Source organism: Actinacidiphila alni, from assembly GCF_900112845.1.
Lineage (GTDB): Bacteria > Actinomycetota > Actinomycetes > Streptomycetales > Streptomycetaceae > Actinacidiphila > Actinacidiphila alni.
The window spans coordinates 235,942-248,111 of the sequence record NZ_FONG01000006.1; the positions used below are offsets into that span (position 1 = coordinate 235,942).

At 70.3% G+C, this 12,170-nt stretch carries 10 protein-coding genes; 3 read left to right on the top strand and 7 right to left on the bottom strand.

Annotated features, from left to right (window positions below):
* Positions 1-27: 27 nt before the first annotated feature.
* Entirely contained in the window at positions 28-1,080 is a 1,053-nt protein-coding gene (locus BM076_RS12530) for an FAD-binding oxidoreductase (protein ID WP_093713544.1), read from the bottom strand.
* Positions 1,081-1,161: 81 nt separating this feature from the next.
* Complete coding sequence (locus BM076_RS12535) at positions 1,162-2,802, bottom strand: ferritin family protein (protein ID WP_093713545.1); 1,641 nt, start codon at positions 2,800-2,802, stop codon at positions 1,162-1,164.
* Between the two features lie 253 nt (positions 2,803-3,055).
* Between BM076_RS12535 and BM076_RS12540 the strand changes: the two genes are divergently transcribed.
* Positions 3,056-4,912: a sigma-54-dependent Fis family transcriptional regulator gene (locus BM076_RS12540; protein WP_093713546.1), complete on the top strand. Its 1,857-nt coding sequence runs from the start codon at positions 3,056-3,058 to the stop codon at positions 4,910-4,912.
* 50 nt (positions 4,913-4,962) lie between these two features.
* On the opposite strand, the gene BM076_RS12545 is transcribed toward BM076_RS12540, so the two are convergent.
* Positions 4,963-6,300, bottom strand: a complete 1,338-nt coding sequence (locus BM076_RS12545) for a class I SAM-dependent RNA methyltransferase (RefSeq protein WP_093713547.1) — start codon at positions 6,298-6,300, stop codon at positions 4,963-4,965.
* 110 nt (positions 6,301-6,410) lie between these two features.
* Positions 6,411-8,465, bottom strand: a complete 2,055-nt coding sequence (locus tag BM076_RS12550) for an APC family permease (RefSeq protein WP_093713548.1) — start codon at positions 8,463-8,465, stop codon at positions 6,411-6,413.
* A 213-nt stretch (positions 8,466-8,678) separates the two neighbouring features.
* On the opposite strand from BM076_RS12550, the gene BM076_RS12555 reads away from it, so the two are divergent.
* Both BM076_RS12555 and BM076_RS12560 read left to right on the top strand, forming a co-directional pair.
* Positions 8,679-9,344 carry a potassium channel family protein gene (locus BM076_RS12555; RefSeq protein WP_093713549.1) on the top strand — a complete coding sequence of 222 codons (666 nt, stop codon included), beginning with the start codon at positions 8,679-8,681 and terminating at the stop codon, positions 9,342-9,344.
* The gene (locus BM076_RS12560) at positions 9,344-10,033 is read left to right on the top strand and encodes a potassium channel family protein (RefSeq protein WP_093713550.1); all 690 of its coding nucleotides are present in this window, start codon (positions 9,344-9,346) and stop codon (positions 10,031-10,033) included. The genes BM076_RS12555 and BM076_RS12560 overlap by 1 nt, the downstream gene beginning before the upstream one ends.
* Before the next feature lie 90 nt (positions 10,034-10,123).
* On the opposite strand, the gene BM076_RS12565 is transcribed toward BM076_RS12560, so the two are convergent.
* The 3 genes from BM076_RS12565 to BM076_RS12575 all read right to left on the bottom strand — a co-directional run bounded on the left by BM076_RS12565 (position 10,124) and on the right by BM076_RS12575 (position 12,149).
* Complete coding sequence (locus tag BM076_RS12565) at positions 10,124-10,969, bottom strand: DUF3159 domain-containing protein (protein WP_093713551.1); 846 nt, start codon at positions 10,967-10,969, stop codon at positions 10,124-10,126.
* Between the two features lie 3 nt (positions 10,970-10,972).
* A complete protein-coding gene (locus BM076_RS12570) occupies positions 10,973-11,371 on the bottom strand; it encodes an OB-fold nucleic acid binding domain-containing protein (protein ID WP_093713552.1) in 399 nt (132 codons plus the stop codon).
* 94 nt (positions 11,372-11,465) lie between these two features.
* Positions 11,466-12,149 (bottom strand): response regulator, encoded by a 684-nt coding sequence (locus tag BM076_RS12575; RefSeq protein ID WP_093713670.1) that lies wholly within the window; start codon positions 12,147-12,149, stop codon positions 11,466-11,468.
* Positions 12,150-12,170: the final 21 nt, after the last annotated feature.

Consider the following 12,170-nt stretch of genomic DNA (forward strand, 5'->3'; position numbering starts at 1 on the left):
GTCAGGGGGCGTTCTCAGTGGCGGCCGTCAGTCCTCGGCCGCCGCGGTGATGGTGAATTTGTCGAAGAAGACCTGTTCCTCGGGCGCGCCAAGGCTCTCCAGCAGCGGCAGGGCGGCGTCGATCATCGGCGGCGGGCCGCAGAGGTAGACGTCGCAGTCGGCCAGATCCTGTTCGCGGGCGGCGAGCGCCGTGGTGACCAGGCCCGTCTCGCCGTCCCCGGCGGCGCCCGGCCAGCCCTCCGGCCAGCTCTCGGACAGGCACGGCACGAAGCGGAAGCCGGGGAGCCGGTCGGCGATCGCGGCCAGTTCCTCCAGGTGGAACAGGTCGCGTTCGGTCCTGGCGCCGTAGTAGTAGACGGCCTCACGATCGGTCCCGCTGTCCGCCATCTGCCGCAGCAGCGCGAGGATCGGCGCCATGCCGGCGCCGCCGCCGACGAAGACCAGCCGCCGGTCGGAGCCGGCCCGCAGGGTGAAGGTGCCGAATGGGCCCTTCAGGTCGAGCCGGTCGCCGACCGTGAGCCCGTCCTCCAGCAGGCCGGAGAAGCGACCGCCGGGATACCGCTTGATGATGAACTCCAACTGCCCGTCGGCCGCCGAGGTGTTGGCCATCGAGAACGAGCGGTGCTCATCGGTGCCGGGCACCCCGATGTCCACGTACTGGCCCGGGTGGAAGCGGAATCCGGACTGCTCGGGGAGCGTGAGGCGGAGCAGCGAGATGTCGTGGGTGAGGTCGTCGAGGGCGGCGACGCGCGCGGTCACGTCGAGCACCGGCAGGCCGGACCTGATCATGTCCTCGTCGTAGTTGACGAGTTCGATCTCCACGTCGCTGTAGGCGTGCGACCGGCACAGCAGCACGTACCCCTCGTCGCTCTCGTAGTCGGCGAGCGCGAAGGTGGAGTACCGGCGCATCTGGATGTCGCCGTCGAGTAGGAAGGACTTGCACGCCGAGCACTGGCCCTCCTTGCAGCCGTGCATCAGCGTGACGCCCTGCCGGAAGGCGGCATCGAGCACCGTCTCGTCCTCGGCGGCCTCGATCTCAATGCCCACCGGCTCGAATCGCACCTTGTGGGTGTCGGACATGACGTCGCTCCTCCAGTCACACGGGGGTTACGGGTCCCCGCCGCGCGGTCGGGGCGCGGCGGGGACGCGGACGGCCGTAGGTCAGGCCGCCGGGGTGACGTTCGGGTTCGCCCGGTACGCGGCCACGTGCGCCTCGCGCTCGGCGTCCGACATCTGGTTGAGCAGCACATTGGGGCTGTTGAAGGTGATGCCGCGGACGTCGTCCAGGGTCCACAGCTTCTTCGGGTCGTCCAGGTCCAGGTGCGGCTGCGGGACCAGGGTCCGCCCGTCGTCGCGGACGTAGCCGAGGTCGGTGATGATGTCGGCGAGGTCCTGACCGTGGTAGAGCGTCTCCCACTCGCGCTTGCCGGTCAGCCGGCCCATGTTGGGCGTCGGCCTGCCCTCGTACTCCGGCCGGAAGGCCACCTTGTCGGTCCAGGCGCAGGTCTCCGAGCAGTACGTGCGCCACTGGCCGTCGACCTTGTCGGTGACCATGTCGGAGCGGATCAGGCAGGGCACCATGCAGCTCCAGCAGCGGTGCGGGTACTCGTAGCCGACGTTCTCGAACGCGATCGGCTTGTTGGCGCCCGGGTGCCGGAGCCGGCTGTACTCCTCCCACCAGCGGCCGAACTGGTTGTACCAGCCGGGGTACTTCTCCTCGAACCACTCGAAGTCCCGGTCGGTCATCGGGTCGATCCGCCAGTAGTTGACGGGCCAGCCGGTGGCGAAGAACTGGGCGACGCGGTGCACGTAGTGCTGGTTGTAGATCCGGTCCCACGCCTCCTCGACCAGGTCGTGCGGGATGGTGAGGCCGTACTTCTCCAGCGGGATCAAGTAGCTGCGGTAGTAGTCGTCGTAGATCCACCGGCGCCACATCTCCGCGTAGCTGTCCCGGTCCTTGCGGCGGTCCTTGGTGCCGTACTCGATGAAGGTGCCGATCGCCGCGTCGACCACGCAGTGGTTGTTCCACCAGGCGTAGCGCAGGTCGCGCTCCAGCAGCTTGCGGTTGTCCTCGTCGGCGAGCGCCATCAGCAGGATCGAGTAGCCGTTGGAGATGTGCCGCGACTCGTCGGACTGCACCGAGTGGAAGACCGTCGGCAGCAGATAGTCGCCGTTGGCGGCGGCCTCGGACGGCATGGCCACGAACAGCGTGTTGGTGAAGGCGGTCTCGGCGACGACCGTCAGATAAATGTTGGCCGCGGTGATCGCGTCGCCGGTGATGAAGCCCTCGCCGAACTGGCGGCCGATGGTGCCGCAGTAGCTGTTGGAGAACGCCTTCTCGGTGATGTCGAACCCGGCGGGGTCGATGTAGTGGTTCATGTAGAGGCGCTTGAGGTTCATCTGGATCGTCGAGTGCCGTACCTCGTCGATCATCTGCACGGCCAGGCCGTTGTGGATCTCCGGGTTGGGCACCGCGTCGATGGCCATCGGCATGGCCCGGGCGGCGGAGATCTCCGGGAACGGGATGATCGACAGGAACAGCTTCTGCCACTCCATCCAGCGCTCCTGCACCTGCCGGAACATGTTGCCCCGGATGGCGCCGTCCATCGCGCCGAAGACCCGGTTGTCCTTCTCCTCCTCCATCGGGAAGTAGGACCGCAGGATCTGCTTGAGCGGGTCCTTCTTCGGCGCCTTGTCGAACGTGTAGTCGGTGCCGAAGCGCTTCGCGGGTGTGGCGAAGGTCGGCTCCCACGACAGTTCGGTGATCTTCTTGTGAGCCTTGCTCAGACTCTGTCGGCTCATGCCTTGCCTCCGGTGGATCTCTCCAGTGGCCGGATCTCTCCGGCGGTCGGGTGGCCCACGGCCATGGCGCCCGCGACTGCGCCTCGGCCGGGCTCGATTCACACGTTCTGGTGGGAGGAATCACACGGCACGGGACCGGTGGCGGCGGTCTCAATATGAGACGAAGCGCGGTCTTCCTCTCGTCCCGGCCCGGTCACATGATGGACGCGTGCCTGAAATGGGCACGCCGTGAGCCGGGCAGGGGAGACACATCGTGCCGCCGACAGACTCCGAGCTATCGCGTCCGCACCGTCCGCCGCCGGAACGGCCGTCCGACCGGCCGTATGACCGGCCGTCGGAACGCCCGTCGGACACGCTGGCCGCCGCGCGCGAACGCTTCCTGACGGTCGGCACGGTCGATTCCGACAAGGTCAGGGAGACGATCGCCGCCTCGTGGTGGCGCTCGCGCACCTGGAACATCGCCGCCGACCACGTGCAGTTGGCGTACGACAAGGACCCGGATCTGGAGACGCCGCTCGTGCACGGCGCCGCGCCCGTGCTGCGGCGGCTGCTGGAGCAGCTCGGCGACGACGCGGTGAGCATCGTGCTGACCGACGCCGACGGCGTCGTCCTCGACCGCCGCACCGGCGACCGCCGGCTGGAGGCGCACCTGGACCGCGTCCAGCTCGCGCCCGGTTTCAGCTACGCCGAGCAGTACGTCGGCACCAACGGCATCGGTACGGCGCTGGAGGGCGGCCGGGCCACGGGCGTGTTCGGGCACGAGCACTACGCGGAGAATCTGGAGGAGCTGGGCTGCGCGGGCGTGCCCGTACGGCACCCGGTCTCCGGTCATCTGCTGGGGGTGCTGGACCTGACCTGCTGGAGCCGGGACGCGGGACCGCTGCTGCTGGCGCTGGCCAAGACCACCGCGGGGCACATCGAGCGGGAGCTGACCACGCTCACCGGGCTGCGCGAATTCGCGCTGTTCCAGGAGTATTTGCGGGCCTGCCGTCGCGGTACGAGCATCGTCTTCGCGCTCAACAACAACGTCGTGATGATGAACGACCACGCCCGGCAGCTGCTCGCGCCGCAGGACCAGACGGCGCTGCTGGGCGCGGCGGCCGAGGCGATGTTCGGCAGCCGGCGGGCCACGCTCGACACCGATCTGCCCAGCGGCGCCAAGGCCCGGATGTTCTGCACTCCGGTGCACACCGCGTCGGGACCGGCCGGCGGGGTGGTCAGGGTGCGGCTGACCGAGGCTGGCGCCGGGGTGCCGCTGCTGCCGTCACCGCGGCCGGCGCTGCCGGGCATCGCCGGTTCCGGCGCGCTGTGGCAGCGTGCCTGCGACGACGTGGCCGCCCGCTACCGCGAGCGCGAGTGGATCACCGTGCACGGCGAGGCGGGCGCCGGGAAGCTCGCCGTACTGCGGGCCGTGCACCGGCGGCACGACCCGGCCGGCCGCTTCCATGTGGTCGACCAGAGCGATCCGCGGCTCTTCCTCGCCGAAGTGCGGCGGGAGCTGACCGAGGAGACCTCGGGCGCCCTGGTGCTGCGCCGTATCGACCGGCTGCCGCCGGTGACCGCCCAGGAGCTGACCGTCCTGCTGCGGCAGCACCGCAAGGACGCCGAACGCACCGGGGAGCGCCGCTGGGTGACGGCCACTCACCAGCCACTCGACCGCGAGGGCGTGATCGCCCCGCTGCTGCGCACCTTCCCCGGCGCGGTCGAGGTGCCGCCGCTGCGCCACCACATCGAGGACGTCCGCGAGCTGGTGCCGGTGCTGCTCGCCCAGGTCGCCTCCCAGCCCGTGCCGACGTGCTCGCGCGCCGCCCTCCAGCTCCTCATGCGCGCCGCCTGGCCCGGCAACATCGGCCAGTTGCGGGCCGCCCTCGCCAAGGTCGTCCGCAACCGCCGCTCCGGCGTCATCGAACCCGCCGACCTCCCCCCGGAGTGCCGCGCCGTCGGCCGCCGCGTCCTGAGCCCGCTGGAATCCCTCGAACGCGACGCGATCGTGCAGAGTCTCCTGGACGCCCAGGGCCACAAGAACGAGGCCGCCCGCGCCCTCGGCCTCTCCCGCGCCACCATCTACCGCAAGATCCGCGACTACGGCATCGACCTCCCGCAGACCTGACGTCCGGACCTGACCGTCCTCCGGCAGTCCTCCGGCACCCCGTGCGCGGCTCAGCCGCCCTGGCGCTCCGGCTGGAGGATCGCCACGCACTCCACGTGGTGGGTGAAGGGGAAGAGGTCGAAGGCGCGCAGGGTGGTGGAGCGATAGCCGGCTTCGGCGAAGTAGGCGAGGTCGCGGGCGAGGGCGGCGGGGTCGCAGGCGACGTAGGCGATGCGGCGGGGGGACAGCGAGGCGAGGTGGTGGACGGTCTGCTTGCCGGCGCCGGCCCGCGGCGGGTCGAGGACGATGAGGTCGGCGGAGTCGATACGGGTGCGCGGCAGAACCTGTTCGACCTTGCCCTGCTCGATGCGGACCCGGTCGAAGTCCTGGAGATTGTGCCGGGCGTCCTCGACGGCGCGCTTGCCCGATTCGATGCCGAGGACGGCGCCCTGGTCGCCGACGCGTTCGGCGAGCGCGCCGGCGAAGAGGCCGACACCGCAGTAGAGGTCGAGGGCCATGTCACCGCGGCGCGGCATCAGTCCCTGCATGACGGCCTCCACGAGCAGGTCGGCGGCCTTGGGGTGGACCTGCCAGAAGCCGCCGTCGCCGACCCGCCAGGTGCGGCCGGCGGCGCGTTCGCGGACGAAGGGGCGGCCGTGGACGCGGTGCACGGCGTGGTCGCGTTCGCCGATCCGCTGGACGGAGACGGGCTGGTCGAGTTCGACGATCGGCAGCCGACCGCCGGGGCGCGGGGTGAGGATGACCTGGCGGTCGTGCGAGCCGGTGGCGGCGATGGCCTCGACGGTGGCGATCTGCGGCCAGGTCCTGGCCTCGACGCCCAGCTCGTCGACCTCGGGCGCCGCGATCAGGCAGTGGTCGATGACCTCGACCTCGTGCGAGCGGTGCTTGCGCAGCCCGGCGCGGCCCTCGGCGTCGACCGCGTACTGCACGCGGGTCCGCCACGCGGGCACCTCGCCCTTGGCGACCTTGTCGCCGGGGGCGGGCATCACGGTGCCGTCCCAGCCGGCCTGTTCCGGGGTGAGCCCGGCGAGGCGTTCGAGCTGTTCGGCGACGACGGCGGCCTTGAGGCGGCGCTGCGCGCCGGGCGCCGCGTGCTGCCAGTCGCAGCCGCCGCAGCGGCCGGGTCCTGAGAAGGGGCACGGCGGCTCGACCCGGTCCTTGGAGGCGGTCAGCACCTCCACCGCGTCGGCGCGGACGAAGCGCGCGCCCTCCTCGCCCTCGGTGACCCGGGCCACGACCCGCTCGCCGGGCAGCGTGTGCCGGACGAAGAGCACCTGCCCGGCCTCCGTACGGGCGACGCAGTGGCCGCCGTGCGCCACCGGGCCGACCTCGACCTCGTACTCCTTGCCGACCAGGGACGCGGCGGAGGGGGCGGATTCGGACTGCATGGGCGCGGCGCTCCAGGGCTTCAGGGGACGACGGGGTCGTTCCGGGGGACGACGGGGTCGTCAGGACAAGCCACTGAGTCTACGGCCCCGCGGCGCACCGGCCGGCCGCGCTACTTCTGCTTCGCGCTGTGTTCCTTGTCCCGGCGCGGCGGGGCGACGGGGCCGCGCCGGATGGCGCCGGGGGCGTTCCAGTCCGCGCGCCGCCTGGCCCGTACCTTGGCCGCCTCGGAGGATTCGAGCTGCCAGGGCACCGAGGTGACCATCACACCGGGGGTGAACAGCAGCCGCCCCTTGAGCCGCAGCGCGCTCTGGTTGTGCAGCAAGTGCTCGTACCAGTGGCCGACGACGTACTCGGGGATGTAGATGCTGACCACGTCGCGCGGCGAGCTGCGGCGCAGGCCGCGGACGTACTCGATGATCGGCCGGGTGATCTCGCGGTACGGCGAGTCGAGGATCTTCAGCGGGACGTCGATGCCGCGGCGCTGCCACTCGCTCTGCAGCGCCTTGGTGTCGTCGGGGTCGACATTGATGCTGAGCGCCTCCAGGGTGTCGGAGCGCATCAGCTTGGCGTACGACAGGGCCCGCAGGGTCGGCTTGTGCAGTTTGGAGACCAGCACGATGGAGTGCACGCGGGACGGGCGTACGTAGTCGTCGCCGGGCTCGTCCGCGGCGGCGATCTCGTCGGCGACCCGGGTGTAGTGGCGGCGGATCGCGGTCATCACCGCGTAGAAGACGACCATGCCGAGCACCGCGACCCAGGCGCCGTGGGTGAACTTCGTCAGCAGCACGATCACCAGCACCAGGCCGGTGAGGAAGGCGCCGAAGGTGTTGATCGCGCGGGAGCGGATCATGTGGCGGCGCTTGGCCTGGTCGGTCTCGGTGCGCAGCTTGCGGTTCCAGTGCCGGACCATGCCGGTCTGGCTGAGCGTGAAGGAGACGAAGACGCCGACGATGTAGAGCTGGATCAGCCGGGTGGAGTCGGCGCCGTAGATGTAGACGAGGACGCAGGCGAAACCGGCCAGCATCACGATGCCGTTGGAGAAGGCGAGCCGGTCGCCGCGGGTGTGCAGCTGGCGCGGCAGGTAGCGGTCCTGGGCGAGGATCGAGCCGAGGACGGGGAAGCCGTTGTACGCGGTGTTCGCCGCGAGGAACAGCACCAGCGCGGTCACCGCGGCCAGGAAGACGAACGGGATCGAATTGTGCCCGAAGACCGCCTCGGCGACCTGGGCGATCACCGGGTCCTGGGTGTAGCCGGAGCCGACCGGCTTGCCGTTGTTCAGCAGGTCGGTGGCCGGGTTGGAGGCCATGTGCACCTTGGTGTTCATGGCCAGCGCGATGATGCCGCAGAACATGGTGACGGCCAGCAGGCCCATCGCCGCGAGCGTGGTGGCGGCGTTCTTGGACTTGGGCTTCTTGAACGCGGGGACGCCGTTGCTGATCGCCTCGACACCGGTGAGCGCGGCGCAGCCGGAGGAGAAGGCGCGCAGCAGCAGGAAGATCAGCGCGAAGCCGCCGAGCCCGGAATTCTCCGCGTGGATCGTGTAGTGCGCGGTGGGCGCGTGCATGTCGTGCCCGGTGGCGATCTTGAGGATGCCCCAGGCGATCATGCAGAAGACGCCGAAGACGAAGGCGTACGTCGGGATCGCGAAGATGGTGCCCGACTCGCGTACGCCGCGCAGATTCATCAGCATCAAGATGATGATCATGCCGACCGCGCCGAGCTGCTTGTGCTCGGCGAAGAACGGCACGGCGGAGCCGAGGTTCTCGATGCCGGAGGCGACGGACACGGCAACGGTGAGCACGTAGTCGACCAGCAGCGCGCTGGCGACGGTGAGTCCGGCCCTGGGCCCGAGGTTGGTGGTGGCGACCTCGTAGTCGCCGCCGCCGGAGGGGTAGGCGTGGACGTTCTGCCGGTAGGACGCCACCACCGTGAACATCAGCACGACGACCGCGACCGCGATCCACGGGCTGAAGTGGTAGGCCGACGCCCCCGCGATGGACAGGACGAGCAGGACCTCGCCCGGCGCGTACGCGACGGAGGACAACGGGTCCGAGGCGAAGACGGGTAGGGCGAGCCGCTTGGGGAGGAGCGTCTCCCCCAGTTTGTCGCTCCGCAGCGCCCGGCCGATCAGGATCCGTTTCGGCAGGTCGGTCAGTTTGGACACCCCGCGATGTTAAGGGATCGTCAATACCGACGCTCCCCCCACTGCCCTACGGAGTGCGGTCGAGTCGGTGACGGGCCGGGTGGCCGAGGTGGCGAACTTGTGCGACCGCCCGGCGCAACCTTCTCGCCCGCCGCACGCGTGTGTAGCTTTGGCCGCGGTCTGAGACGCTTGAGTGGCTCAGCGACAAAGGTTGTGACAGCCGGAAGGACGGTCGTGCACGTCGTGATTATGGGATGCGGGCGAGTGGGCTCCACTCTCGCGCACTCCCTCGAACAGCAAGGTCATACGGTCGCGGTGATCGACCAGGACCCGACGGCGTTCCGCCGCCTGGGCTCCGGTTTCGCCGGGCGCCGGGTGACCGGAGTCGGGTTCGACCAGGACACGCTGCGCGAGGCCGGAATCGAGGAGGCCGGCGGCTTCGCGGCCGTCAGCAGCGGCGACAACTCCAACATCATCGCGGCCCGGGTGGCCCGCGAGATGTTCGGCATCGAGAACGTGGCGGCCAGGATCTACGACCCGCGCCGCGCCGAGGTGTACCAGCGGCTGGGCATCCCCACGGTGGCCACCGTGCGCTGGACCTCGGACCAGATGATGCGCAGGCTGCTGCCGTCCGGCGCCGAGCCGCTGTGGCGCGACCCGAGCGGCGGTGTGCAGCTCGCGGAGGTGCACACCTCCGTCGCGTGGATCGGTCACAAGATCAGCACGCTCCAGGAGGAGACGGGCGTCCGTGTGGCGTTCCTCACCAGGCTGGGCGAGGCGACGGTGCCGACGTCGCAGACCGTCCTGCAGGAGGGCGACCTGGTGCATGTGATCATGCGCACCGACGGGGTCGCCGAGGTCGAGGCGGCGTTCGCCAAGGGTCCCGAGGAGACGCACTGATGAGGGTCGCCATTGCCGGGGCCGGTGCGGTCGGCCGGTCCATCGCCGGCGAGCTGCTGGAGAACGGGCACGAAGTGCTGCTCGTCGACAAGAACCCGACCTCCATCTCGGTGGAACGGGTCCCGCAGGCGGAGTGGCTGCTCGCCGACGCCTGCGAGATCACCTCGCTGGACGAGGCGGCGCTCCAGCGCTGCAATGTGGTGATCGCCGCCACCGGTGACGACAAGGTCAATCTGGTGGTGTCGCTGCTGGCGAAGACCGAGTACGGGGTGCCCCGGGTGGTCGCCCGGGTGAACAACCCGAAGAACGAGTGGCTGTTCAACGAGTCGTGGGGCGTGGACGTCGCCGTCTCCACCCCGCGCCTGATGTCGGCACTGGTCGAGGAGGCGGTGAGCGTCGGCGACCTCGTACGGCTGCTGCGCTTCAGCCAGGGCGACGCGAATCTGGTGGAGCTGACGCTGCCGGAGGAGGCGGCGCTGGTCGGCACCCGGGTCGGCGACGTGGAGTGGCCGCAGGACACCTCGCTGGTCACCATCATCCGCGGCAACCGCGTCCTGACACCGTCCAAGGACGACGCGCTGGAGGCGGGCGACGAGCTGCTGTTCGTGGCCGCGCCGCACCGCGAGGAGCAGTTGGAGGACCTGCTGTCGGTGCAGGGGCCCGGCCAGGACGCGGGCGGCGACGCGTAGTCGACCGGCGGGTGATCCACCCGCGCCGTACGGGAAGCGGCCCCGTACCCGACGCTCATGTCGGGTACGGGGCCGCTCTCCGTGCGGTGGTCAGGGGCGCGCGTGCTTCGGCGGGCCGCTGGACTTCTCGGCCTTCTCCGGCTGTCCGGTCTGCTCCGCCTGCTCGGCCTTCCGCGCCTTCTCGGCGGCCTCGGCCGCCTCCATCTCCGCGATCACGTCGATCGGCGGCGGCGCCTTCACCAGGAAGATCCAGGTCAGGTAGACCGACAGCAGGAAGGGCGGGATGCCGAGGGCGACCTTGACCCAGCCGAGCTGGGTGGCGTTCCCCCACCAGTACAGCGGGAAGAGGATCGCGGACTTGGCCAGCAGGATCAGGCCCCAGGCCCAGCTCGCCTTGGTGTACGCGCGCAGCCGGCCCGGGTTGCGCTTCCGCCAGGACAGATTCTCCTTGAAGATCGGCCCGAGGATCAGGCCGAGCAGCGGGAAGCCGGCGGCGGCGGAGACCAGATACGCGATGGCCAGGCCGAGCGTGTAGAGCATGCCGGGCAGGTAGAAGTTCTTCGCGTTGCCCGACATCATCGCGAAGACCGCGCCGAAGGCGACACCGAAGACACCGCTGAAGGCGTGCTTGAGGGTGTCCTTGCGGGCCAGCCTGGCCGCGCCCATCAGCACCGACAGGGCGAGCGCCGCGATGGCCGAGCTCTTGATGTCCTTGTTGACCGTGTAGATCGCGACGAAGACCAGCCCCGGCACGGTGGTCTCCACCATGCCGCGCACCCCGCCGAAGGCGTCGAAGAGCGCGGCCTCGGTGACCGCGCGCGCCTCGTCGGTGATGGTCCCGTCGCCCGCGACCGCCTGGTCGTCGGGGCCTGTCCGGTCACCGGGGACCGTCCGGTCGTCCGTGACCGTCTGGTCCGTGTTGTCGATCGACGCCACCTGTTACTCCTGTCCGACCGGACGCAGTTCGTACTTGGGGTTGAACAGCACCGGACGACCCCGGTTCATCGAGATCCGGCCGGAGGCGATGATCCGGCGGCCCGGTTCGATGCCGTTGATACTGCGGCGGCCGAGCCAGACCACGTCGAGCGCGGCGGACCCGTCGAAGAGTTCCGCCTCCAGCGCGGGCACACCCGCCCGGGGACGGAGGGTGACCGTACGCAGCGTACCGGTGACGGACACTATCTGGCGGTCGGAGCAGTCACTGATCCTCGTGCAGCCCACCGCCAGGGCGTCCTTGCGCAGCTCCTCGGAGTGCAGCTCCTCCTGCGAGGAGGACAGGCGGTCGAGCATGCGGCGGAAGCGTCCCGCGGGTCGGTCCGAACGGATGGCACCACTCATAACCTCCAGCGTACCGGGCGGGCACGGCCCGGTCATGGCCCCGAAGGCGGCCTGTGGACAACGCCGCTACGACACGGCACGGCTACGGCTACGGCTACGGCTCGAAGCGGTAGCCCATCCCCGGCTCGGTGATGAAGTGCCGGGGCCTGGCCGGGTCCGCCTCCAGCTTGCGGCGCAGCTGGGCCATGTAGACCCGCAGGTAATTGCTCTCGGTGCCGTAGGCGGGCCCCCAGACCTCCTGGAGCAGCTGCTTCTGGCTGACCAGCCGGCCCGGGCTGCGGACCAGCACCTCCAGCAGGTGCCATTCGGTCGGCGTGAGGCGTACGTCGGCGCCGCCGCGGTTGACCTTCTTGGCCGCCAGATCGACGGTGAAGGTCTCCGTCTCGATGACGGCCGCGTCGTCGTCCGGTCCGGTGGGCGTGGCCCTGCGGACGGCGGCGCGCAGCCGGGCCAGCAGCTCGTCCATGCCGAACGGCTTGGTGACGTAGTCGTCGGCGCCCGCGTCCAGCGCCTCCACCTTCTCGTCGGACGCCTGCCGGGCGGACAGCACGATGATCGGCACCCGGGTCCAGCCGCGCAGGCCGCGGATCACCTCGACGCCGTCCATGTCGGGAAGGCCGAGGTCGAGGACCACCACGTCGGGGTGGCGGGCGGCGGCGACCCGCAGCGCGGTGGCGCCGTCGTGCGCGGCGTCCACCTCGTAGGCGCGGGCCCGCAGATTGATGACGAGGGCGCGGACGATCTGCGGCTCGTCGTCGACCACGAGCACCCGGTACATGTGCGTCCTCTTCTTGTTCTT